The organism is Candidatus Nitrospira neomarina (assembly GCF_032051675.1).
Lineage (GTDB): Bacteria > Nitrospirota > Nitrospiria > Nitrospirales > UBA8639 > Nitrospira_E > Nitrospira_E neomarina.
On the sequence record NZ_CP116968.1, the window covers coordinates 3,007,392 to 3,032,150 of the forward strand.

General features: G+C 50.7%; 23 protein-coding genes. 9 read left to right on the top strand and 14 right to left on the bottom strand.

Translation table 11 applies throughout. The annotated features are described in order from the left end of the window. Positions 1 to 31: 31 nt before the first annotated feature. Positions 32 to 700, bottom strand: a complete 669-nt coding sequence (locus tag PQG83_RS12895) for a class I SAM-dependent methyltransferase (protein WP_312741714.1) — start codon at positions 698 to 700, stop codon at positions 32 to 34. A gap of 362 nt (positions 701 to 1,062) precedes the next feature. On the opposite strand from PQG83_RS12895, the gene PQG83_RS12900 reads away from it, so the two are divergent. Next, a complete protein-coding gene (locus PQG83_RS12900; protein ID WP_312741717.1) occupies positions 1,063 to 1,728 on the top strand; it encodes a hypothetical protein in 666 nt (221 codons plus the stop codon). 113 nt (positions 1,729 to 1,841) lie between these two features. Here PQG83_RS12900 and PQG83_RS12905 read toward each other — a convergent pair whose 3' ends face one another. The 3 genes from PQG83_RS12905 to PQG83_RS12915 form a co-directional block, all read right to left on the bottom strand. After that, positions 1,842 to 3,608, bottom strand: coding sequence for an ABC transporter ATP-binding protein (locus tag PQG83_RS12905; protein WP_312741720.1), 1,767 nt, complete (start codon positions 3,606 to 3,608; stop codon positions 1,842 to 1,844). 107 nt (positions 3,609 to 3,715) lie between these two features. Then, positions 3,716 to 3,937, bottom strand: a complete 222-nt coding sequence (locus PQG83_RS12910; RefSeq protein WP_312644452.1) for a DUF6812 domain-containing protein — start codon at positions 3,935 to 3,937, stop codon at positions 3,716 to 3,718. Between the two features lie 33 nt (positions 3,938 to 3,970). Beyond that, on the bottom strand, positions 3,971 to 4,066 hold the full coding sequence (locus PQG83_RS12915) for a 30S ribosomal protein bS22 (protein ID WP_312644457.1): 96 nt from the start codon (positions 4,064 to 4,066) through the stop codon (positions 3,971 to 3,973). Between the two features lie 223 nt (positions 4,067 to 4,289). Between PQG83_RS12915 and PQG83_RS12920 the strand changes: the two genes are divergently transcribed. Both PQG83_RS12920 and nadB read left to right on the top strand, forming a co-directional pair. After that, positions 4,290 to 4,784, top strand: a complete 495-nt coding sequence (locus PQG83_RS12920) for a hypothetical protein (protein ID WP_312741725.1) — start codon at positions 4,290 to 4,292, stop codon at positions 4,782 to 4,784. Positions 4,785 to 4,854: 70 nt separating this feature from the next. Then, entirely contained in the window at positions 4,855 to 6,465 is a 1,611-nt protein-coding gene (gene nadB, locus PQG83_RS12925) for an L-aspartate oxidase (RefSeq protein WP_312741728.1), read from the top strand. Between the two features lie 3 nt (positions 6,466 to 6,468). Here nadB and PQG83_RS12930 read toward each other — a convergent pair whose 3' ends face one another. Genes PQG83_RS12930 through PQG83_RS12940 form a run of 3 tightly spaced genes read right to left on the bottom strand, consistent with a single transcriptional unit; the run spans position 6,469 to position 9,524 of the window. Continuing rightward, a complete protein-coding gene (locus tag PQG83_RS12930) occupies positions 6,469 to 7,356 on the bottom strand; it encodes an aminotransferase class IV (protein ID WP_312741731.1) in 888 nt (295 codons plus the stop codon). 20 nt (positions 7,357 to 7,376) lie between these two features. Then, entirely contained in the window at positions 7,377 to 8,885 is a 1,509-nt protein-coding gene (locus PQG83_RS12935) for an anthranilate synthase component I family protein (protein ID WP_312741732.1), read from the bottom strand. 3 nt (positions 8,886 to 8,888) lie between these two features. Continuing rightward, positions 8,889 to 9,524 (bottom strand): hypothetical protein, encoded by a 636-nt coding sequence (locus tag PQG83_RS12940; RefSeq protein WP_312741735.1) that lies wholly within the window; start codon positions 9,522 to 9,524, stop codon positions 8,889 to 8,891. 47 nt (positions 9,525 to 9,571) lie between these two features. On the opposite strand from PQG83_RS12940, the gene PQG83_RS12945 reads away from it, so the two are divergent. From PQG83_RS12945 to atpF, 4 genes are all read left to right on the top strand, one after another. Beyond that, entirely contained in the window at positions 9,572 to 9,874 is a 303-nt protein-coding gene (locus tag PQG83_RS12945; RefSeq protein ID WP_312741738.1) for an AtpZ/AtpI family protein, read from the top strand. A 23-nt stretch (positions 9,875 to 9,897) separates the two neighbouring features. Further along, positions 9,898 to 10,623 (top strand): F0F1 ATP synthase subunit A, encoded by a 726-nt coding sequence (locus tag PQG83_RS12950; RefSeq protein ID WP_312741740.1) that lies wholly within the window; start codon positions 9,898 to 9,900, stop codon positions 10,621 to 10,623. 72 nt (positions 10,624 to 10,695) lie between these two features. Next, positions 10,696 to 10,923 carry an ATP synthase F0 subunit C gene (gene atpE, locus PQG83_RS12955; RefSeq protein WP_312644477.1) on the top strand — a complete coding sequence of 76 codons (228 nt, stop codon included), beginning with the start codon at positions 10,696 to 10,698 and terminating at the stop codon, positions 10,921 to 10,923. Positions 10,924 to 10,937: 14 nt separating this feature from the next. Then, entirely contained in the window at positions 10,938 to 11,444 is a 507-nt protein-coding gene (gene atpF / locus PQG83_RS12960; protein WP_312741742.1) for a F0F1 ATP synthase subunit B, read from the top strand. 218 nt (positions 11,445 to 11,662) lie between these two features. On the opposite strand, the gene larE is transcribed toward atpF, so the two are convergent. Together larE and rlmN are read right to left on the bottom strand one after the other, a co-directional pair. Then, on the bottom strand, positions 11,663 to 12,490 hold the full coding sequence (gene larE, locus PQG83_RS12965) for an ATP-dependent sacrificial sulfur transferase LarE (protein ID WP_312741745.1): 828 nt from the start codon (positions 12,488 to 12,490) through the stop codon (positions 11,663 to 11,665). Next, positions 12,477 to 13,580 carry a dual-specificity RNA methyltransferase RlmN gene (gene rlmN / locus PQG83_RS12970; protein WP_312749136.1) on the bottom strand — a complete coding sequence of 368 codons (1,104 nt, stop codon included), beginning with the start codon at positions 13,578 to 13,580 and terminating at the stop codon, positions 12,477 to 12,479. The genes larE and rlmN overlap by 14 nt, the downstream gene beginning before the upstream one ends. Positions 13,581 to 14,149: 569 nt before the next feature. Here rlmN and PQG83_RS12975 point away from each other — a divergent pair. Together PQG83_RS12975 and PQG83_RS12980 are read left to right on the top strand one after the other, a co-directional pair. Further along, the gene (locus tag PQG83_RS12975) at positions 14,150 to 14,674 is read left to right on the top strand and encodes a winged helix-turn-helix domain-containing protein (protein ID WP_312644486.1); all 525 of its coding nucleotides are present in this window, start codon (positions 14,150 to 14,152) and stop codon (positions 14,672 to 14,674) included. A 302-nt stretch (positions 14,675 to 14,976) separates the two neighbouring features. Next, complete coding sequence (locus PQG83_RS12980; protein WP_312741748.1) at positions 14,977 to 15,786, top strand: inositol monophosphatase family protein; 810 nt, start codon at positions 14,977 to 14,979, stop codon at positions 15,784 to 15,786. A 332-nt stretch (positions 15,787 to 16,118) separates the two neighbouring features. Here PQG83_RS12980 and PQG83_RS12985 read toward each other — a convergent pair whose 3' ends face one another. The 5 genes from PQG83_RS12985 to PQG83_RS13005 form a co-directional block, all read right to left on the bottom strand. Beyond that, the gene (locus PQG83_RS12985; RefSeq protein WP_312741750.1) at positions 16,119 to 16,643 is read right to left on the bottom strand and encodes a redoxin domain-containing protein; all 525 of its coding nucleotides are present in this window, start codon (positions 16,641 to 16,643) and stop codon (positions 16,119 to 16,121) included. 759 nt (positions 16,644 to 17,402) lie between these two features. Beyond that, on the bottom strand, positions 17,403 to 19,004 hold the full coding sequence (locus PQG83_RS12990) for a peptide chain release factor 3 (protein ID WP_312741753.1): 1,602 nt from the start codon (positions 19,002 to 19,004) through the stop codon (positions 17,403 to 17,405). 30 nt (positions 19,005 to 19,034) lie between these two features. Further along, positions 19,035 to 20,378 carry a TolC family protein gene (locus PQG83_RS12995; protein ID WP_312741756.1) on the bottom strand — a complete coding sequence of 448 codons (1,344 nt, stop codon included), beginning with the start codon at positions 20,376 to 20,378 and terminating at the stop codon, positions 19,035 to 19,037. Positions 20,379 to 20,400: 22 nt separating this feature from the next. Then, positions 20,401 to 23,652: an efflux RND transporter permease subunit gene (locus PQG83_RS13000; protein WP_312741759.1), complete on the bottom strand. Its 3,252-nt coding sequence runs from the start codon at positions 23,650 to 23,652 to the stop codon at positions 20,401 to 20,403. Next, positions 23,649 to 24,755, bottom strand: coding sequence for an efflux RND transporter periplasmic adaptor subunit (locus PQG83_RS13005; protein ID WP_312741763.1), 1,107 nt, complete (start codon positions 24,753 to 24,755; stop codon positions 23,649 to 23,651). The genes PQG83_RS13000 and PQG83_RS13005 overlap by 4 nt, the downstream gene beginning before the upstream one ends. Between the last annotated feature and the right edge of the window lie 4 nt (positions 24,756 to 24,759).

Below are 24,759 nucleotides of genomic sequence, written 5' to 3' on the forward strand. Positions count from 1 at the left end.
GATGCGACACGGCGAAATTGGGTGGAGAGATCTAAGAATGTCCATTCAATGCAAAACCATTTGCGAATAAAGCCTGTTGACCATTCTTCTTATTCACACATTCCACCAAATGCCAGAACCGCAACGGATTCACTTTCTTTTTATTGACCACCATCAGACACGTGCCTTCCAGGACCGTATGTAAGGCGAGATCGGTTCTGAATCCAATATGCTTACAGAGAGGAGAAATCCATTTTTCTACCGCCGCAATCACTTTATTCCCATTGCTAAAGTGATTCAGCATAATGATCCGGCCACCGGGCTTACACACCCGAATCATTTCGTCCACCACACTTCGATAATCGGGAACTGCCGTGACGACGTAGGCCGCCATCACAATATCATAGTGATTATCCGGAAGATCCATTTTCCCGGCATCCATTCTCTTAAGGGTCACATGATTCAAGCGATGTTCCTGAACCCGACGCCGGGCATGTTCCAACATGCCATCTGAGAGGTCAATGCCAAGAACTTCGCAACAGGAGGGATAGAGAGGGAGCGCTTCTCCGGTTCCTACGCCAACCTCAAGAACCCGATGACCGGGCTCAATAGGAAGCCCTCGGACCGCCGATTCGCGCGATTGCTGAAATACTTTACCAAAGGTGTGGTCATAAACAGATGCGTACGCACTGTATACACGCTCAACTTTCTCAAGATTCATTGTTTCTCCATGATGGTGTCCTTCGCAATCCACACCCCTTCAAGGGAAATTGACATTCGACATTTGTTCCGTGTGATAAGGGATTGCTTACCTGAGGCGAGAACCCCAAATAACTGGTACCGTAGGGGGACGGCCACCTATGTATGTAATAAATCAAACAGTTTGCTAATCTACCGGAGCGGCATGAGGTAGTCAACTAGAAATCACTTTTCCAGTCCCAGGCCCACTCCAACCGGTGCAGGTAACCGGATAAGCCCCTGCTCCAATCTGGCACCATCCAGGGATTGCAATGGCTTAAGGTGTCCTCTACAATTCCGGCATTCATCTTGAGTCATGCCTCGAAAGTACCAAGGAGAATGCGCATGGTTTCATTGCTGTCTTTGTACATTCGTCTCCCTCTCACTCTTTGTGCCCTCACCCTGATCGGTGTGGGGACTCACCCATCGCTCTCCTCCGCAATCGAGCTGTCCATTACATTAGATCAAGCCAATAAGGCCATGGCAGCTGGTCGCAAAACTATGGAACAAGCCGATTCGGTAGAGGATGTGGCAGCAGTGATGAAAGCCTCGGAACGTGCGGTTCGGGTCGGCGCGGACCCGGAAGTGGAACCCTGTGGGGCACATGCCATTTTAAGAACGCGCCTCTATTGGTTGGAATACTTTGGGCGCCGCGAAGCGGCAGAATCCAAACGACAGAAACAAGAAATTCGTATGCCAGAAGCCAAAATCCAGGAGATTCTGGAAATGCCCTACCTTGAAGTTGAGGTTCGCCTTTGCGGAGAGGATGAGTTCTTTGCGGAAGGAGCAGAAATTGCCCTCCAGCAGGGCTCAAACACCATTCGCCCTGTGGATATTGGGCCGGCTGAGCGCGGACGAAAAAATCCAGGGGATACTGTCAGCTTTCGATCGAGGTTTACAGCACGCTTCGCCTATGCCGACTTCGATCCAATGGCCCCTGGAACCCTCGCAGTATTTTTTCCTGATGGAAAACTGATTAACATACCAGCCGACTTCTCAAAAATTCATTAACCCCATTTTTCACAGAAACGGGATTAACGGATTCGCAAACACGACCTATTCCCGTTTCAATGGCGGGCAGAAGCCAGCTTTTCTTTATTTTTCCGCTTGGCTCATACGACTCTTTATTGAGACAACGGTTGGGCTGAGTCTTCCAAGGTCTCCGTTATTCCCTCGACCTCTCTAAGTGTATAGAGGTGATGATAAAGTCCACGATTGGCAAGCAGTTCTTCGTGCTGTCCTTCTTCCACAATTGTGCCTTTATGCAGGACCAGAATACGATGCGCCCGCTGAATAGAAGAAAACCGATGCGCGATCATGAGGGTGGTGCGTCCCTTCATCAATTCCGTTAACGCCGACTGGACCAGCGATTCGGACTGGCTATCCAATGCGGAGGTCGCTTCATCCAGGATCAAAATTCTCGGGTCTTTCAGCAACGCCCTGGCAATGGCGATGCGCTGCCGCTGCCCTCCAGACAAATTGATCCCTTTTTCACCGAGAATAGTCTCATAGCCATCAGGGAGCAACTGAATAAATTCATGGGCATTGGCTCGGCGACTGGCCTCAATCATGTCAGATTCAGGGGCATCGGCTCGACCATACCGTATATTGTCTGCAATCGTTCCGCCAAAAAGCAGTGTTTCCTGCGGCACAAGCGCCAACTGTCGATACAAACTCTCCACTTGAATCGATTTGAGATCATGCCCGTCGATAAGGACCCGACCGGCAGTTGGATCATAAAATCGATGCAGTAAATTCACAATAGTTGTTTTCCCGGCTCCGGTTGGTCCTACTAACGCCACACATTCCCCGGCCTGAATCGAAAATGATACCGCATCCAACACGGGGGATCGGCCCTCATAGCCAAATTGCACGCGATCGAACTCCACCTTCCCATGAATGGGCCATAAGGCCTTCGCCATCGGACTATCATGGATTTCCAGTGGCATATCCAAGAGTTCAAACACCCTGGTCATCGCTCCTTGCACTTCCTTGACCTGAGAGAACATTCGGGCCGCTGACCCAAACGGGCCAATTAAAATCCCCGCAAAAAGAACAAATGCAAATAATTCCCCGGGCGAAAGCTGGCCTTCAATGACTTGTTTGCCCCCATACCATAAGACACCAATCGCCATGACAAAGGTACAGAAGGTGATGACAGGAACAAATACGGCCAACACTGCTGTCCGTTTCATGGTGGTCGTTAATAAAGTCTCTACGGCTGAACGAAACCGCGCGTCCTCTCGTTTACCCTGAACAAACGATTTGACCACACGAATGCCTGACACCACTTCTTCAATCAGCGTAGTAACGTGGGCCGTTTGATCCTGAATTTGCATGGATAAAAATTTCAAACGCCTTCCAAACATCCTGGCGACGATGGCCAGCAATGGCAAAACGATGAGAATCAGGACACACAACCGCCAATTCATCACCAACAAAAATCCCACCCCCCCGATGATGGTCACGAGATGCTTCAGGGCATCCATCGGGGTCTCAGTTAATAAATTTTGAATCACCCCGACATCGTTCATCAATCTGGAAATCAACTCTCCTGTTCGCCGTTTGGCAAAGAAATTCAGTGACAACCGATGGAGGTGAGAAAAAACGTGGGTACGAAAATCCGCCATCACATGCTGGGAAGCCAGCGCGGTCAAATAACTATGCGCCATGGATAAGAGGCCCTGTCCGATCACCAACCCGACAAAGACCCACACCATGCTTGTCAATTTCGGCAAATCGCGTTGGACCGTAATAAGATCCCACAGCGTGCCACCCAACCGGATGAGTAACAGGTTGCACGCCGCCACACCCATCACCAGGACCCCCGCACCGACCATGGGTATCAAATACGGACGGAGGAAGGGAATAAACCGAGACAGATAGTTCATAGGGTCCTTACACGAACAAGTGATATTTTCCGTTGAGAGAAAGTATGGAGTGCCCTAAAACTAAAATGGGAAGGTGCAACAAGGCGAGAGAAAAGACGAATGAGCGGTTAATCGAGTTGAATAACCGATTCGATCTGATTTTTATTTAAAGCCACAAACGCCGAATGTTCAGTGTCATTGATCAGCACATCTGTTAAGTTAATAAACAAGACAGACTCATCATTTAACACATCCGAAATTCGATTTCGCATAGGCGGGATCAAGATATCTCCCACATAAGATGACAGAGAGGAACGGACCCGAATACGAGTTTTTTTCCCCTGGGTCATATGCAAGCCCTTGACCATCCCGGCCTATGGAAATTAATTACGACGTTTGGCAAATTTCATTCGGCGAAGGAGCTTTTTATGTTTATGCTTACGCATTTTCTTCCTACGCTTTTTGACAACACTCGACATAAAGTTACATTCCTGGGTGAAATCGTTTCTACTACCGTAGTTCGAACAGTTCTCTCCGCCTATTTGGCAAACTCGCCCCTACTGCCGGCTGACTACCTATCATGGGGCAAAGAAAGGTGTCAAGGTAAGCAACGTCAGTATACCTGGTCCTTCACTTAATAATCATCAACTTTCTATGAATTCTCTTGACCCCCTCCGGCATTCTTCTTCATTATAGAATTTCATGATTCTACTTAAATTTTTGCATAAACATGTTTTTGTGCTTTTAATAATCATTCCGGTCATTTTTTCACTTGCCGGAACAGGATGTTCGAAAAAGGCCCCCAAATATCCTGAGGACCACGCCCGATTCCAACGAGTGGTGCAAGCCATCAAAGCACTGGAACAGGCCTATGTCAATCAAGATGCTTCGGGCTTTCAGGAATTACTCCTTCCACTGGAAAATCTTGACCTTCTTGAGGCCAATGTTCGTGAGGATTTCGCCACGTTTTCAAGTATTCGGTTAGACCTGACTATCGACCGCATGGTGATTGATGGAGACCGAATTTCGGCCTTTGTGTCCTGGCAAGGCAACTGGGAACGCACGGCCGAGGGACCTTCTGCTCAAGCGAGCGGTCATGGAATCCTGTTATGGAGTGGCAATCAAGTTATTCTCCTCCGCAGGATCGAAGGAGACCTGCCGTTTGGGATGACACACCGTCTCGATTTTCCCTCTTAATCATCAATCCTGTTTCCCTGTTTCAGTCATTACCATGCCTTCCATCGTCACATCTCACCATTCCTCTCACATGATTTCCACGGATTTTCTGATTTTAGGCGCAGGGGTCGCGGGCCTTCGAGCCGCAATTGAATTGAGTCGACATGGACGAGTCACCATGGTCGCCAAAGGTGGCCCCCAAGACAATAATTCCTTTTACGCCCAAGGAGGCGTGGCGGTCGCGCTGAGTGAAGAAGATGACGTGGTGCTCCATTTGGCCGATACCCTGAAAGCCGGCCATCAACTCTGTTCGCGGCCAGCTACCAAAATACTCGTTGAAGAAGGCCCCACGCGCATTCATGAATTGATCGAATGGGGAGCAAAATTCGACACAGTGGATGGCAAACTGGCGTTCACCCGAGAGGGAGCCCATAGTCGCCACCGAGTGTTACGAGCCGGAGGGGATGCCACTGGAAGCGAAATGGTTCGTGCGCTCAGCGTTAAAGCCCAAACGCTGAAAAATCTGACCTGGATGGGCAATCATGTTGCGGTTGAGCTGTGTATCCAAGACGGACGATGCTGGGGAGCATTAATCCTGGATGAACTGAGTGGGCATCTTAAGGTCGTCTGTGCCCCAGCCACGATTTTGGTCACAGGAGGAGCCGGACAGGTCTATGCTCGAACCACCAATCCACCCAATGCGACCGGAGATGGCATCGCCATGGCTTATCGAGCCGGCGCCATGCTGGAGGATATGGAGTTCGTCCAATTTCATCCGACCGCCCTGTATCTCCCGTCGAGTCCTCCCTTTTTGCTATCCGAAACGTTGCGAGGAGAAGGAGGGATTTTGCGCAATAATCGCTGCGAACGCTTCATGAAAAACTATCATCGGAGCCAGGAACTCGCGCCACGAGACATTGTATCCCGGGCGATCTGGACGGAAATGCAACGAACCAAGGCTCGCCATGTCTATTTAGATGTGACGCATTTGGGAGCAACATTTTTGAAAGAACGGTTTCCTACCATTTACTCAACCTGCTTACGGTACGATATCGACATCACGGAGGAATGGATCCCTGTCTCCCCCAGCGCCCATTATTTTATGGGAGGAGTTAAAACCGATCTGCATGGGGCCTCTACCCTTCCAGGCCTGTTTGCGGCTGGAGAAGTGGCCTGCTCCGGCGTACACGGTGCGAATCGATTGGCGAGCAATTCTTTGCTGGAAGGTCTGGTCTTTGGCTACCGCGCAGCTCAAACCGCTTCAACATGTTGGACGACGGGCTCTTCCCCAAACTTTTCGGATTCCCCCCTTCTCCGAAAATCCGCCGGCCGGAAAATGTCCACTCAAGATGTGGAAAAAATTAGAAACTCCCTCCGGCGTTTGATGTGGTCTAAAGTCGGATTGGTGCGGACAGGAAACTCATTAAAAAAAGCGGTCGATCAGATTCAGCAATGGTCGCACAAGCTGTCGGCTGCTCCGTGGAACCGGCCGGGACTAGAAACACGGAATATGGTTCTGGTTGGGCAATGCATTGCCGAATCTGCACTTTGGAGAGCCAATAGTGTGGGCGCGCATTTTCGTGAAGACTTCCCGTTCTATAAAGGTTTAGCATGGAAAACCCATAGCCACTGTCAACAGGAAATTCCTTCCAAGGCCACTGAGGCTACCCGGAAGAACCCAAGAAAAACCACACGGGGTTGAATATCATAATTCTTGCGGGCTCGTGACAACCGGTCCCAACCATCGTTCTAAATTCTCTTGGAAAGCCCGCCATAAGGCCATCGTGATTTCCCCACTCCTGTCTTGACCAATAGGATTTGTTCCAATTCGAGAGACCGCCATAATTTCAAGACCCGTATTTGTCATAAAGCACTCATCCGATTGAAGCACATCCTCGGCTGCATACGCCCCTTCTTCCACTTCAATACCCAACTCTCTGGCTAAGACCATCACCACTTCCCGAGTGATCCCCTCAAGGATCCCGCAAGCAACCGAAGGAGTATGCAACCGGTGGTTGGACACAAAAAAGATATTGCTCGTCGTACATTCCGTCACATGACCATCCATATTCAACATCAGAGCATCGAACGCTCCGGCCTGCACGGCTTCCTGCTTGGCCAGAATATTGTTAAGAAAACTCAGCGACTTAATTTGCGGCGATTGGGCAGACTCTGGATTCCGTCGAACGGAGACAAGCTGCAACCGGACTCCCTGCGATCGCATGTGAGCAGGATAGGACACCACCGGCTTCGCCATCACGACGATTGTTGGGCTGGAACAGAGACCGGGGTCAATCCCGAGTTCCCCTTCTCCTCGAGAAATCGTCACGCGCAGACCGGCATCCTGAAGCCCATTCCGAATCAGCATTTCGGTCATGATGCTCGCCCACGCATTATCCTGGATTGGAAGGACCAGGCCGATCAGTTCACAGGATCGTCGAAGTCGCGCCAGATGGCGTTCTAGTAAAAAAATTCGTCGCTGGTAGACGCGAAGAGTTTCATAGACTCCATCCCCATACAGAAACCCATGGTCAAAGACCGAAATCCGAGCCTGTTCTTTTGTCACAAACTCCCCGTTGAGAAATATCCACATCTCCTATCCCCGTTTTGTCGTCAGCAGTTCCCTTTCAGAACTTGAAAAAAGGCTTCGGCTTTTTGGAGCGTTTCCTGATACTCCCGGTCCGGTTCGGAATCAGCCACGATCCCTGCTCCCACATGAAGCAATCCGTGTCCTTCCGTGAGCAACAACGTGCGAATGGCAATATTCAAGTCAAGATTCCCGTTCCATCCAATAAACCCTATCGACCCGGTGTATATTCCCCGACGAACTGGCTCAAGCTGCTCGATCAGTTCCATGCAGTGGACCTTCGGCACCCCGGTAATCGTCCCTCCGGGAAACGTGGCTCGAATGAGGTCGAAACCATGGTAAGGGTCCCGCAGGCGGCCGGAAATATGGGAAACCATATGCATGACATGGGAATAGCGCTCTACAGTCATGAATTCATTGACACGAACGGAACCATAATCGCACACCCGCCCCAGGTCATTTCGAGCCAAATCAACCAACATGAGATGCTCCGCCCGTTCCTTGGGACACGACAACAGATCTTCCGCCAGGAGTCGATCATCGTGAGATTCTCTGCCACGAGGCCTAGTGCCCGCGATCGGACGCATATCTGCATGGCCTTCTGCAAGGCGGACTAAGCGTTCCGGGGAATTACACACAATGACGTCGGACTCCAACACGAGAAAGGCCGAATGGGGAGAGGGATTAACCTTGCGCAATTGCCGATATAAGTCGGCTCCAGCTTCCGCTTGGCTTGCAAACCCGTAAGTCACGTCCTCTATCCGAAATCGATGAGAGAGATTCGCCTGATAAATATCTCCCGCAGCAATATACTGCTGGCAGGTACGCACGCGATCCATATACTCCAGAGACGATTGCTCCCCCTCTATGCGAAGTGAAGACCTGGTGGAGTGCATCTTCGTTGGGAGATTCTCAGGGATCATCACCTTGGCTTGCAGATCAGACAGGCGCGCCTGCCCTTCTCGATACAAGTGATCCCAGCTTTCGGTCGCCAGGCGGTCTGGCGAAGGGGAAAATATCAGCCAGGCCCCTGGCGCGTGATGATCCACTACGACAAACATCTCGACAAACAGAAAATACAGATCAGGAAAATGCAGATCATCCCGTAGACGTTCCGGTAACACCTCAAACCTACGAACAAGGTCGTAGCTGAAACAGCCGACCGCTCCTCCCTGGAAAGGCGGGAGGTGGGGCGACGAACTGACGGCCTGACCTACAAAAGTATGCTGCAACAACGAGAATGGATCCCCAATGTGGGTTTCCCTCTTATCTATCGAAACAGTTTCATACGTATGTCCCTTCCCTCGCACGACGCGATAGGGATCGCACCCCAAATAGGAATAACGATGCACCACTCCTTCCTGAACGGCATCATGCTCCATGAAAAATGAATGCGGAGCATAACCGGTCACCCGGCCAAAGAGGTCAAAGGGATCATCAAAAGCAGGGAAACAATGCTGAATAAGCGGAAAATACGGATTCGGATGAACCGAGGAAGGAACTCCTCGTTCGGCATGCTTGGAAATGGAGGACAAGGGTTAAGGACTACCTGATGAAGGAGATTCCAACGCCTGCATGGCGTCTTCGGGAGACAACAACCCCTTTTGCACCAGGGTTTCGAGAAGATCTTTGACGGCTTTTTCAGAAGAACGCCGAATCCCGCGAACCCGGACACCAGGGGGATAAAATCGAAGAAAATCAGGATTCGTCACCCGTATGGTGACCGACTCACTCTCTCCATAGGGGGACAGGTCCGGCCCGGAACTGGGAATCCTGAAAAAAGGTTTCCCCTCCTGAGTCGTTCCATCGGAACCTTCGATTCTGACACGGTTGATGATTTCTTTTCCGGAAATCTCCAGGACGGAATCCACCACCAGGATCAGAGTATCGGCAATTAGCGGATGGCCCGTCTGGTTTTTGACCTTTACCGTATATTCAACTTCACTCACTGACGTTAATATGTCGTTTCCAGAAAAGGGGTCAAGTTGCTTATATTGAACGACTGGCACCACGCCACCCGTTAAATCCGGCAAATCATCAACCCCGGATGAAGTGGCCCACACGGAATTCCCACTCGTGGCAGCCGCCAGGATCAGGAATAATACGAAATGTTTCATCATCATGAATATTGGCCAAAAAATAAACGCCGAACTGAACCCCCGAGGAGTCTTCATGATCCTCCTTCTTCCTTGCCTGTACCTTACCATAACAATATTGAAAAATGGGACCTTTGTTGCTTGACATGATTCGGGATTTTTTGCTTGAATGTGACCCCTTCCAACGACTCGCCTTGCCGATTGAAAAAATGGCACCTTCTCAGGATCCAATGTTTGCGGGGCTGGGACAGGCAATGCGAGTGGGGACGGACCTTCTTGCCGCCCTTATCGTCGGTGGATTCCTTGGTTGGTTAACTGATTCGTATGTGTTGGATACCACGCCCTGGGGTGTGGCGATAGGACTGGTACTGGGATTAATCGCTGGAGTTCGCAACGCCTACCGTGCAGCTCAGCGTTGGAAACAATGAGTCGCTAGACACAAGGTTTAGTTTTGGAAGATCCGTTACATCCCTTCGAGCTTCATAACTTTCTCCCGCTTTCCATTTTCGGCCTTGACGTTTCCGTCAATAAGGCTGTCTTGATGATGTGGGTCGTGGTGGGACTTGTGACTTTCATATTATTGAAAGCTGGTGGCGCCAGGGCACTCGTGCCTTCCAAGCTTCAAAGTCTTGCGGAGTTGCTGGTCGATTTCATTCGCGGGATTATCCACGACACGATGGGGGCCTCAGGGATGCGATATTTCCCGCTCATCAGCGCCCTCTTTTTGTTTATCTTATTTTCAAACCTGATCGGTCTTATACCTGGATCTTATACCATTACCAGCCAGATCATTGTGACGGGGGTATTTGCTGTCGGTGTCTATCTACTGAGTCTTATCGTCGGATTTCAACTGCATGGGGCAAAATTTCTGGGGATACTAGTTCCCCCTGGCACGCCAGGGTGGCTCCTTCCCTTAATGATCCCCATTGAATTAATTAGTCAAATAGCCAGACCAATCTCACTGGCCGTCCGATTATTCGCCAATATGACTGCAGGCCACGTGATTCTTGGGGTATTGTTCGGCCTCACCATTGCCGGCGGCCTCCTGATAGGATGGCTGCCTTTTTCCTTTACCATCGCACTCTATGGCTTAGAAGTCGGGATTGCCTTTATCCAGGCCTATATTTTTACCGTTTTAACCTGCGTCTATATCGGCGACGCGATGCATTTACACTAACTGGCATTCGAACGAACGATCAGAGGACGTTTTTACAATTAGTCCCTTTTAAACTGGGAGGACAACACTACAATGGATTCTGCAGCAGCAGCACTTTTGGGAATGGGCCTGGCAGCGGCGGGCTTTGCGGGTGCCGGTATCGGCATCGGGTATATTTTTGGAAAAATGATTGAGGCGGTTGCCCGTCAACCCGAGGCGGAAGCTCGAGTCGGCAAGTACATGTGGATCGGGTTTGCTCTGGTAGAAGCCATCGCACTCTACGGACTGGTCATCGCCTTTATCATCATGGGCAAAGGTTAAAGGGCTCCTGACCTATGCCACAATTTGACACACATTTCTTTTCGTCGCTGATATTTTGGGAACTCCTGTCATTTGGGATCCTCCTATGGGTGCTCTATAAGTACGCCCTCCCCCCGATCCTGGAAACACTGGAAACCCGGGAACGCAAGATCAGGGAAAGCCTCGACCAGGCCGAACAAAACCGGCTTGCAGCAGAACGAAAGCTCAAGGAATACGACGCCAAGCTGCAGGTGGCTGCCAAAGAAGTGGACACGATCCTGGCAGAGGCCAAGCAACAGGCTCAACGACTGCTTGATGAAAATGAGCAACGGCTTCGTGCCGAATCCCAGAGAATTAAAGAGGAAACGTCACAAGACATTGAGCGGGAGCGCCGAAAGGCCATTCAAGATATCAAAACCCAATCCGCTGAGCTGGCCCTCATGATTGCGGAAAAGGTAATCGGTCGAAGCTTATCGGACGATGATCATCGGCGATATGCCGAGGAAGCTCTCGCAGCCGTCGCTGCCCAATCAAAAAACTAAGGCTTTCCCCATTCTCTCCGAATATCAAGCTCAGAGCTATTTCTTCCAGAATCGTTTAGATCAAAACGACATGCACAATAAAAAAGAGGGAAGAATTACTCCCCTCTTTTTTTATGGTGTTCACAAGTTTTTTTATGGTGTTCACAAGAACGCCTGCAAATAATGTTTTTTGGGTGAGACACTCCGGTGACCCGCTCCCAAAAATCACGGTCGATGCTTCAATGGTTCGTTGAGGAAATATTCCCACCTCCAGCCCGATACCCTTCCAAGTCCAGCGTGACCGTTTGAAATCCCAGCTTTTTAAATTCCTCCACTAACCGGGATCTGCCCGGTTCTTGTGTCAAAATCGACATTTGGGTTGGGGCAATCTCGATTCTCGCCAAATCGCCGTGAAGACGAACCCGCACTTGCGTCACTCCTTGAGCCACCAAAAAGGCCTCGGCACGCTCTACCCGTGAAAGATAGGCCTTGGTAATTGGGAGTCCACGGGTAATTCGTGAAGACAAGCAGGCTGCGGCAGGCTTATTCCAATTTGCCAACCCCAAACCTTTTGCCAATTCCCGAATATCCGCCTTACCGAATCCCGCTTCAACCAGAGGACTCCGTACGCCGAGTTGTCGGGCCGCATTAATACCGGGACGATCTTCTCCCAAGTCATCCACATTAGTCCCGTCTACGATTGTCTGAAATCCCACGGCATCCCGAAGGGTGGATAGCAACCGGTATAAGTCTGTCTTGCAATGAAAGCACCGGGTTGCATCATTTTTGACAAAGGCATCAATTTGCAACTGATCCGTTTCCACCAATTGCAAGGGCGTCCCGATCGCGGCGCTTAATCGCTTGACCTCTTCCACCTCCAGTGATGGAAATGTTGGCGAGATTGCCGTGACCGCTTTGGTCTGCGCACCAAGTGTGTCAAAGCCCACTTTTAACACGAGGGTGCTGTCGACCCCTCCAGAAAACGCGATGACGACCGATCCCATTTGGTGAAAGAGTTCTTGCAAGGCCTCATACTTCCCCTGCAAAGTTGGTTCAAGACTGAGCATAGAGAGGGAGACTCCTTTTCTTGTTCGTCGTCGTCTGAGTTAAGACTTCGGAAGCTGATCGACCCAATTGGCCACAAGCTCCCAACACATCATCTCCCCGGCTTTTTCGGAGAAACACATCCAGACCCTTGCTTCTGACAATACCTTGAAAGGCATCAATAACTTCTGATGACGGACGCCGAAACGGATTACCCGGGAATTCATTAAAGGGAATCAAGTTCACCTTACACCGGATTCCCTGTAAAAGGCGCACCAAACGCCTGGCATCATCCGGTGAGTCATTGACCCCCGCTAATAACACATACTCAAACGTCAGGGGGCGCTCGCTGAATTGATTATACTCGCGGCAGGCATCGAGTAATTCGGATAAATCATAGCGCCCATTCACTGCAGGCATCAGATGTGACCGCTGCTCATTGGTGGTGCCATTTAAGGATATGGCCAGATTCACGCCTAATCGCCGCACATCTGGAAATCGCGGAATCCATCCGGCTGTTGACACCGTAATACGTCGTGGAGAAAAACCCAAACCCCACTCAATATTGGTGAGACGCTGAATCGCTTCGGCGACCGGCTCAAAATTCACCAATGGCTCTCCCATTCCCATGAACACCAGGGAAGACAGATGCTCCCCTTCCGGCAGATAGGCTTGGACATTCAACACCTGCCCGACAATTTCCTGGGCGCGCAAACTTCGTTTCAGGCCCATTTCAGCCGTTAAACAAAAGCCACAATCCAGCGTACAGCCGACTTGAGATGACAGACACAAAGTCCGTCGACGACCATCGGGGATCAATATCGTTTCCACAGCCAGGCCATCCTCTAAATTCCATACAAACTTTGCGGTGCCATCGCTGGCAATCGTTGGAGGTGAACCCCCCATGCGGTGAATGGTCGCCACCTCCTGCAACCTGGCCCGGTCGGCTTTTGACAAGTTGGTCATCGACTCAATATCCACTGCACGATGTTGGTAGAGCCATCGGAGGATTTGGTTGGCCCGATATCGTGGCCAACCGAGTTGCTGAATGAAGGCATTCAGTTCATTCGCGGTGAGCGCAAGCAGGTTAAGATGATCGGTATTTTTGGTCATCACGGCTAAATCCAACAATCAAATATTTCAACAATCATAGCATCCCTACATTCCCAAGCCACACCAAGAAAGGTGGAGAATTTCTCAAAATAATAAATTAATACTAGGTATTTATACACCACAACCTATTGTTCATTTCCTCCCCGGCATGCTTCAAACGATGAGTTGTTCCATACCATACTTTCAAACTATAAATCCTCTTCTTATCGATTTGGCCAAATTATTGCCGAAATTATCCGCCATGTCCTCGCCACCAGACAATAAAAAAACAAATCCCCATGCCACGATACATTACCTAGCTAATAAGACACATTCATGAATCGTAAGGAGCATGAACATACCAAATATTGATTTTATAAATTCATAAGGCACTAAATTTAGGCTTTCATTTTCACCATGCAATTTTATAATGACATCTTCACAAACATCCCATTGATTTATAAATAACCAATCGTAATTTGCATATTTGTTTGAAGGCATCCTTTAAAAATAAAAATTTAAAGCTTGCTTGTTGACTTTGCTTTAAAACACAAATAGAATGAGGCTCAACATATGGTGGAGCTTGCGAAATGGAGGACCAAAATGACCAGCTTAAAGACATCAGCGATGGGCTGGAGCAGCGCATCAGTGTTTATGAGCGCAAACTCAAGGATCTCCAAAAAAAACGGGAGCAGGTAGGTGAGGAAATTGCGACGGTTGAGAAATATCTGGAGTTGGCAAAAACCCTCTATCGCGTCGAAGCTGACAAAGCGAAGCTGGCGAGTCTCTCCAGCCAGATCTTCTCGGAAAAAGAGGGACATCTGTCCTCAGCCGACACGGATGTCGCGTCTAAGTCGAGGGAAATTCTTCTAGGCCGAAGCAAATATGTGGGGATGAGCGTCCCTGATGCAGTGTATATGGTTCTCCAGGAAGTAGGTCGTCCATTGCACGCCAAAGAACTTTTTCAACGTCTCAAGGAAGGCGGGATGCCAATCAGGGGAAAAACCCCTGTCACGTCGGTCGCTACATCCTTAAAAAGGGACCCTCGATTTCGTAAAGTGGGGCCCAATACATTCGAAGTCAATCACGAAAAATCTCTAACCAAAGCCGTCTGATCCGCATTGACGGACGCTTGTATGATCTGAAAGGGGGTGAGTGAATTGGCAGCAACGAAAAAGAAAGCCGCTCCAAAGAAAAAAGCCGCGGCCGCGAAACCCAAAGCTAAAGCAAAAACCAAGAAGAAGTAGCTGTAGATCCCACCTGCAGTGCCACCGGGAGTGGGGCCACCCACTCCCGGTGTGTTTTTCTCCTCACTTCCCTTAAACATTCACACAACAAATTTCCATGATCGCATCGTGGCGCTTGGGATTTCCGCAGACTTCAGGTATGCTCAGAAACGGTCTGCTCCCCATCATCTATGGCACTATCCCCTACCGACTATCACTCGTTAACCCGCATCGCCATTCAAGCCGCCAGGCAGGGCGGAGCGATCCTGCTCGACTATGCCAAAAAAGGATTTCAGATACATCAAAAGGATCAAGCCATCAACCTGGTCACCGAAGCTGACCTACGCTCAGAAGAAGCGGTCATTCAGACCATCCGACATGCGTTTCCCGAACACCAGATCCTTAGCGAGGAACAGGGCCTGCAAGACATCCCCACCCATCCCGTCAAATGGATCGTCGATCCTTTGGATGGAACCACCAATTTCACCCATGGCTTTCCCATGTACAATGTCTCTATCGGGGTGGAATATGAAGGCACGTGCGTCCTAGGAGTGGTTTATGATCCCACGCGGGACGAACTGTTTCTGGGGCAACAAGGGAAGGGGGCCACACTCAACGGCACCCCCATTCATGTCTCAGCGACACCTCAATTAAATGAAGCGTTACTCGTCACCGGGTTTGCCTATGACGTGCACACCGCCAAAGATAACAATCTTAAGGAATTTTGCGCATTCACCCTCCGTGCGCGTGGGATGCGCCGCACCGGCACCGCCGCGATTGATCTCTGCTACATCGCCTGCGGCCGATTCGATGGCTTTTGGGAACTACAACTCAATCCGTGGGACACTGCGGCAGGAAAAGTCATCCTGGAGGAAGCCGGGGGAATGTTAACAAATTATGCAGGCGAACCCTACTCCATCTATGGCAGCACCCTTATCGCCACCAACGGCCATATCCATCAGGAGATGGCTGAGGTACTCAAGAAATGTCGTCAAGAATAAGGCTGTCATCTCCCCCTTGATCGTCACCGGATCACGATTTCATCAAAGGCTCTTTCCTCCAACCTTCTCGCTACCCATTGATCTTTATGGGTCTCTTGAAAAAAGCCGCCAGCGGCGTTCTCGCCATTTTTCCGTGCTCACGTACTACGCGTACGCTCCGCGCGTAAAAACGGCTGCGGCCTTGCTGGACGGACCCTTCGGAAAGACTCAGGGCATGCTTTTTTGAACCGACCCGGAGCCTTTGAGGAGTAATCTAATCCTGGGCCGATTTGTCCTGGAAAATCTTCATTATTCAACACTCCCTTTATATACCTCTTCACAAACTTGGCTGTTTATGTCGGTTCGGCAAGTAGCTGCTGAATAGTTTTTTCGGTTTCCTCATAGCTACCTTCACCGATCTTGGTGTATTGAATATTTCCCTTCTTATCGATCAAATATAGTGTCGGCCAATAGCGATTGCGGTACTGCCGCCAGTTCAGGAATTCATTATCGATGGGCACGGCATAGGGAATATGGTGTTCCTGAATGTACCTTTTGACCTTTTCTACATCGTATTCATATTTGAATTCCGGCGAATGTACCGCAATCACAACCAGCCCTTGTTTGGCGTACTTGTCGTGCCATTCCTTGACGTATGGTTCGATATTCCGGCAGTTCCAGCATCCAAATGTCCAAAACTCCACCATCACCACCTTGCCGCGCAATTTTTCCATGTGTAAGGGCTCAGAATTCAACCAGGTCGGGCTGATAATTTCAGGAGCAGGAACATTGGTCGCAAAACTTAGGGTGACAAAATAGAAAAGGATATTGATCGTTCCAAAAAAAACCAAACTGCCTATAGTTTTCTTTCCCATCATCAAATCTCCTTATTGATTCTCCCAACTCCATTTTCTGAGTCACCGACCACTTGATTGCTCTCATACACCACAAATTGGTCTTTCTTTTCATCAACCTGTTACACAACCCATTTCGCAATACGTGAGGAATGTACCGCCTGTCACCTATACCCTCCAAAAACTGTTCGTCTTCTTTTGATAGAAATCGTTTATGTATTGCTCAATAGATGCCGGGTTTCGGCCCGGCAGCCGAGGTCCTTGTGTTTCGGCAAAAGGACCGAACCAATGACGCCACGCCCGGACTCATCAATTGGACCGAGGCCAATCACAGGAAGACGGACTAACTCACTACGTTCAGACAAGGCCCGCCGTTTAATAAAATGGGCCGACTACCGGGACGGGCGGCAGGCGTCAGATAAGGAGAGGGATAGGGACCTCAGAGAACTACTTGTGGCATGGGTCAAAAACAGGAACGCTCGGAGAAGCATTTGGAATAACTATGAGAGGAAACAATCCGTTGTATTAGAGAAAGATGAAGAAGAAAGATTCGTTGTGAGTGAGGAAAAGGGAGGAGATTCGAATTATTGGCCAGAAGGGGGATTCTGCTTTTGAAGATCACAATGCGTCCCTTGAGTTCCATCTGCATATTCATAAGTCTCACAAGGATGTCCATTTTCATCCGTGGAACTCCCCACATAGTGACCATGCTCTCCCCAACACCCTCCCGAGAGACCAGATAACATTACAGGCCCTAAAATACACCTAACTGAACTCATGCATCTACCCCATATCCCGGAAACTGTGATCGGGATTGCGTTCGCCGGCGAAATTCTTTGACCATGAGCTACGAAACAGGACGACCGCTCGATCCCGGCTGTCTTTGACGACAAGGGCATCAGAGGGCGGCTTAAACGTCGCAACGTCGCCTACCAGCCAGGCACTGGATTCATAGGGCAACACATCCACCACCACTTTGACGCGGTATTCGCTTTGCAAGCGGAATTCCAGCACATCAAACTGAAGTTTGCCCACAGCGGCCACAAAAAATTCCAGCCCGTCCAGACTTCGAAGGATTTGAATGGTCCCCTCCCTGGCGAGTTGCTCGATCCCTTTGTCGAATGATTTCCGCATTCCCGTATCGGTCGGCCGCACACGGGCAAAGACTTCGGGTTGAAATTGTGGAAGCGGTTTATAATTAAAGCCGTCCGCCACCGAAATCGTGTCGCCGATTTGAAAAATCCCGGGATTGATAATCCCAATGACATCGCCGGGATAGGCCACATCGACCGTATTGCGTTCCTTCGCCACCATACTGTGGGGCCGTGAGAGCCGAACCTCCGTGTTGGTCCGATGATGTTTGACCACCACATCCCGCTCGAATCTCCCTGAACAGACTCGTAAAAAAGCCGTGCTGTCGCGATGGCGTGGATTCATATTGGCCTGGAGTTTAAATACATAGGCGCTAAATGGTGTATCAACCGGGTCGATCATCAGCTCATGGCCATCCGGGGCATCCGCTAATCGACCGTGAGCGGGAGGCGCCAGATCCACAAATGCATCGAAGAATGCTTCCACACCGAAATTGGTCATGGCAGATCCGAAGAAGACGGGCGTGACTTTTCCATTTTGAAAATCATCTTTCGAGAAGGGATTCCCGGCGATATCCAGCAATTCCAAATCATGCATTAATTCATCCCAGATATACTCCGCCATACGGTCTTTCACGGAGGGATCGTCCAAGGAGAGTTCCATGAGATCCGGTTTTGCCGCCCCTCCCGCCGCCGTTTTGGTATAGAGCAACACTTTTCGGGTTTGCCGGTTCACCACACCAAGAAAATCCTGTCCGGACCCGATGGGCCAGTTGATGGGACTAGCATGAATGCCCAATACATCCTCCACTTCTGACATGAGATCCAGTGGAGCGCGTCCCGGCAAATCCATCTTATTGATGAACGTCAACACGGGAATCCGGCGAAGACGACAGACCTCAAACAGTTTGCGTGTTTGCGTTTCAACACCCTTCGCCGCGTCAATGACCATGATCGCGCTATCGGCCGCCGTGAGTGTCCGGTACGTGTCCTCGCAAAAATCCTGATGGCCAGGCGTATCCAATACATTAATCACAGCCTGTTTATAAGGAAATTGCATCGCCGAGGCGGTAATGGAGATGCCGCGCTCCTGCTCCATTTCCATCCAATCCGACGTGGCCATTTTCCGGTTTTTTCGCCCTCCGACCATCCCGGCAGTACGAACCAGCCCCGAGTAGAGCAGGAGCTTTTCGGTCAACGTGGTTTTACCGGCGTCCGGATGGCTGATGATGGCAAACGTTCGACGCTTGTTTGCTTCTGATCGGATTTCTTGTTTGAGTTGGAGTGTCGTCATATTACCTTCTGGGCGAACAGGCCCGACCTATTACAATTTTTCCAACTGACCCTGCGCCCGGGCCAGACTCAGACGGGAGGCATTAAAAGTAAAGAGGCCTTCAATCAAATTATCCCTGGCTTGCGCCACACGGGTTTGCGCATCAGTGACTTCGATATTCGTGGCGACACCGACCGCGAACCGTTCACGTGAGAGTTCCAATTCGGTCAGTGAAAGCTTTAACCCTTCTTCCGCAACCGCGACTTGCTGTTTGGCCGAACTCATCGTGATCAGTGCATCACGAACTTCCAATCCCACTTGATATTGCACATCCTGCGTTCTGATGGCTTCCTGTCTGAGCAGACTGCGACTCTCTGAAATTCTGGCTTCCCGCATTCCGCCATCGAAAATCGGCACCCTCATTAATACCTGAACATTATCGGTGGTCAACGCATTGGGGATTTGATTGCCGATCATGCCAACATCGCCCAAAGCCTGAATAGTGGGAACCCGTTCGTTCGTCACGGAACTTAACGACAAGGAGGCCAGACGCTCACGATTCTGCTGCGCCTTCAGTTCGGTCCGGTGTTCTTTGGCCACCTGCAAGGCCTCTCCTATGGATTGGTCGGAGACATTCACCATTTTCATTTCATCCGTAAGCACCAGCTTCACCTCGAACGAGAGCCCCATGGCACGAATCAAATTGAGTTTGGCACGATCCCGCTCATTTTCAGCGACTAATAATCGCTGTTTGGCGTTTTCCAATTGAACTTTCGCACGCGTCACATCCAGACTGGTCGCCATCCCGGCGGATTTTCGTTCCGCCGCCAAACGCAATAATTCCTTATTCAATGCCACATCCGCAGTCCGGGCATTCACCGCCGCCTTAGCCCGAAGCGTTTCCAAATAAATCAGACCTGCGGTGGCCATGGTATCCCGTTTGGTGACTTCCGCGTCCAACCCTGCCACGTCCACTCCCGCTTTGGCAGCCCGCCATTTTTGAATGAGACTTAAGCTGAACACATTCTGGGTGAGGAAAGCCCTCATTTCGTAAAAATCCCTGGGGCCTACAACGGTGGCGCTCGAACCAAACGACCCCGTAAAGAATCGACGCCGGGATGCACCTGCCGTCCCTGACAGATTGGGCAATAATTCACCGAGTTGTGTATTCGCGACATCCTGTGCCTGTGTAATACGTTCATTAAACAAACGGACCGTCGGATTCTGATCGACAGCCGCATCCATCGCCTCCCGCAAACTCAGCCGCAACTCGGGAAGGTCACGAACCGTTGCAGGCTCCGGGGAAGCCGCCCAGGTCACGGCACCGATTCCGCCAATTACCATAAGACACACCACGCATAGCCCAACCGCCTTCCAACACTGACCTCCCATCATATCTTGTCCCTTCGCCTCCAGGTTATAAAGCGCCGCCCGAGGGCTGTTCAGCTAATTGAGGATTTCTGGCCTCTGCCCACTTGCGTTGCGTATCAACGACCAAGGTAAACAATGCCGGAATAACAATAAGGGTGAACACGGTGGAGACCAAGAGGCCACCCAGCACCACACTTCCGATCCCCCGATACAGCTCTGAGCCCGCACCGGATGAGACCACAAGCGGAAAGAGACCAAAGAGCGTGGTGAGTGTCGTCATCATAATCGGCCGGACACGGATTTTGACGGATTCACGAATGGCCTCCCGAAGAGGTAAACCTTGCCCCGATCCTCCTCCCAACGAATCCCCCTCTTCCGGTCCCCTCATGAAATTTAAGGCCTGGTGCACCACCAGAATGGCATTATTGACCACCACCCCGATGAGAATGACAAAGCCTAACATGGTCAGCACATCTAATGGTTGATAGGCGATAAAATTATTGACCAGAGAAAGCCCCAGGAATCCACCGGCTGCGGCAAATGGCACCGTAAAAATAATGACCAGAGGATAGAGAAAACTTTCGAACAGCGCGGCCATCAAAAGGTAGGTAATGGTAAAGGCCAACAAGAAATTCCATTTTAACGCATCATAGGTTTCGGTAAGATCATCGGCCGTCCCCGACAGGCGGACATTATACAAACGTCCTAACGTCCCACTTTCTTTCAATGGCCCAAGGATTTGCGTTCGAATCACATCCATCGCCTCCTCCAACGCCATCTCAACCGGTGGGATCACCTGAATCACAATGGATCGTTCCCGTTCAATATGATTGATTTGTTCCGGGCCCGCGACTAATGTGACATCGGCAATATTGCCGACCGTCGTCAGTTGACCGCCCTTGGTATAAATTGGGATCGAGGTCAGCGACTGCGTTTGATTGGCATATTTATCGATACCACGAATCGTCAGGTCAACCTCATCTCCTTCAAATTGGTAATCACTGGCCTTTGCCCCGTCGACCAGGGCATCAATGGTAAATCCGAGCTCCTGATTCGTCATTTGCACATCCGCCGCACGATCCCGTTTGACGGTGACACGAACTTCCGGGCTTCCCAAATCCAAACTGGGAATGGGCCTGACCTGCGCTTCGGGCAGCACCCCTTTCACCTGACCGAACACCTGAACACCTAATTGCACAAGCGTGTCCAACTCCGGCCCGGTGATCTCAATATCGATATTTCGCCCTTCACCTAGGCCACGCTCGAACAGGCCGCGTTGGGTGATGATCCCAATCACGCCCGGAAGGTCCGCCGTAGCTCGACGAAACAGGGGGATCAATTCCTTCACGCGGCTCGGATCATTCACTCGACCGCCCATAAAGACCGAACGCCCCCGTGCCACATAGAAAAAATTGGCAATACTGGGGCCATCCAACGCGGCTTCCTCCGGGGAACCAGGCTTTGCGTCCCAATAGGGGCTGAGGGTCGATTCAATCGGCTTTCCCATTTTGACAAATTCGTGAGTGTTATACCCCGGAGGAGGAAGCAGAATGCCGATGACAAGATTCCGGTTTCCCTGAGGAAGATACTCCGCCTTCGGTAACAAAGCCCAGCTTCCCAGTATCGCAAGAGAGGTAAATCCCAGAATCGTCACACTTCGCCAGAAGACGCTACCACTCAAACCATACACCAAAGAACCGAGGGCCTCTCTGATACGATCCAACCAGGAATGCCGTCCCGTCGTCGAACCACCCTCCACAAATCCTGCGCTAGTCCACGTACCGGGTGCTTGCTTTCCTTTGGACTTAGTCACCGTGGTTAACACTCGTGCAGACAATGATGGAATCACCGTCATCGAGACCACAAGGCTCAACCCCACTCCCGCACTGATCGCAATAGCGATATCCCGAAACAATTGACCGGATTGTTCTTCCATGAACACAATGGGAACAAAGACGGCAATAGTCGTGAGGGTACTGGCCAGCACTGCACCCCACACCTCCACCGTGCCATCGTATGCCGCTTGGAATAACGATTTGCCCAATTCCCGATGACGATAAATGTTTTCCAGCACCACAATGGAGTTATCCACCAACATCCCGGCAGCAAAGGTCATTCCCGCTAAGCTGATGACATTGAAATTCCGGCCCAACGCCCACAACATAATAAACGTCCCCATCATGCTGATCGGAATGGCCAAACCGACCACAAGGGTGCTACTGCCCGTGCGGAGGAATAAAAACAAAATGGAAATCGCCAATATACTCCCGACGATCAGATTTTGCTGGACAAGAGTCAGGGACCGGTTAATGTATGTGGTTTCATCATAGACCTGAAATAACTGAAACCCCCGCGCATTCAAAATTTCTTCATTGAGCTCACTGGCGGCCTCCCGGAGACCATCCATGGCTTCCAACACATTGGCCCCGGTCTGCCGTATCGCGTTGATGGCGATGGCTGAATGGCCTTTTTGTCGCACCACCACGGTCGGATCCTTGTAATCAATATGGGCAGTCGCCACATCCCGCACATACACCGACGCGCCCTCACGCCTGGCAATGATGACATTTTCCACATCCTGGGGATTGAGATATTCCCCCACCGTACGTACGACATACGACCGTTTACCCTCATCAAAATCTCCGGCACTGTAATCCCTATTCTCCTGATCTAACGCTCGCGCCAAGTCCATAATGGTTAACGCTCTGGACGCTAATTTAGCCGGATCGACCGTCACCCGAAGCTCCCGCTCCCGCCCACCATAGACATTCGAAGCCGCGACACCCTGGACCCGTTCGAAACGGGCTTTGATGATATCCTCTGCAAAATCCCGCATGGTTTCAATGTTGACGGGATTCCCTTCTAGAGTGTCTAAAATAAACCAGGCCATGGCGGCTCCACGGGTATCCGCGCTGCTAATGACGGGCTCATCCGCCTCAAGCGGATATTCCTTAACCTGATTCAACCGGTTGGAAACTTGGAGTAAGGCGGTATCCGTATTCGTTCCGGTGGGAAATCGGAGAATGACTTTTCCCTGACCGTAGGAACTTTCGCTGAACATTTTCTCCAGGCCTTCGACGCCTTTGAGTTGCTCTTCCTGCTCGTCGATGATTTCACGCTCGACTTCATGGGGGCTTCCCCCCGGCCAAACGGTATCCACGGTGACCTCATGCTTTTCCACATCAGGTGCCAATTGAACCGGGAGCTTCACCAACGCCACAATGCCGAACAACACCACTAAGAGCACACCCACTGCCGTGCTGACCGGATAACGGATGGCAGAATGAACCAGATTCATGTTTTTACCGGCTCCTCTAAAATTCTGACCGATTGCCCGGGCAGGAGGCGTTCATTCCCTTCCACGACGATCTGCATGCCTTCTTCAATAGCTCCCTGTACTTCTACCACGTCCTCGAAATGGGCTACGGGGATCACCGCTACCTGCGTGACAGTGTTATTAGCCACAATAAAAGCGAATTCCTTGCCCCCTTTGAGCACCAGAGCATCCTTGGGGATCACGACCGCCTGGTAAGGAGCGCCCACGGCTAACTTCACCCGTGCGACCATCCCGCTTTTAATGCGTAAATCCGGATTGGCCAACACAACTTTGACCGGAAATGTCCGTGCCGACCGATCAGCTTGCGCGACGACAGAATAGACTGTTCCCTCAACCTCTCTTCCAGGCAACGCATCGAACTCCGCTATCACTGAATCCCCGACCCTGACATCCCGCACGTATTCTTCCGGGAGCGGCACTTGCACCTCGACCTTTGCCAGATCTACCAATTCCACCACTGGTCCACCCTCCTCGACCCATTGGCCGATCTCCGTATATTCTTTCGTGATCCAGCCGGGAAAGGGTGCCATGATCCTTGATTTGTTTATTTGATCACGTACCAGGCGAATTTCCGCTTCTAATTGAATCAGCCGCTTTTCCAGAGCGCTTTCTTCAACAACCGCATCATCCATTTCCTTTTGAGTCACCAGTTCTTTGGCGAACAACATTTTAATTCGCTCCAAATCCTTCTGCGCCTGGTCATAGCGGGCTTTGGCTTCACGATGTGAAGCCACTGCCGAGTCAAGACGGATGTCCAGCGTGTCTGTTCGAAGACTGGCAAGCATTTGGCCTTGTTTGGCAAACTGTCCTTCCTTACCGGGAAAGGCTTTGACCAGCCCCGCCACTTCGCTAGCCACGAGGCTTCGCTTGCGTGGTTCCGCTGTTCCCACCAATGAGACGGATCGCTGAACCTGCTTGCTCGAAACGGTCACAACCTTGACCGGTGAGGGTGGACGTCCCGTTGGCGGCTGGGCCGCCTCCTGTTCACTGCACCCCTGCAATCCCTGCACAGCCAGGATCATGGCAAACACCAGGCAGATAGAGCTTTTAGACAGATATGTCATACGT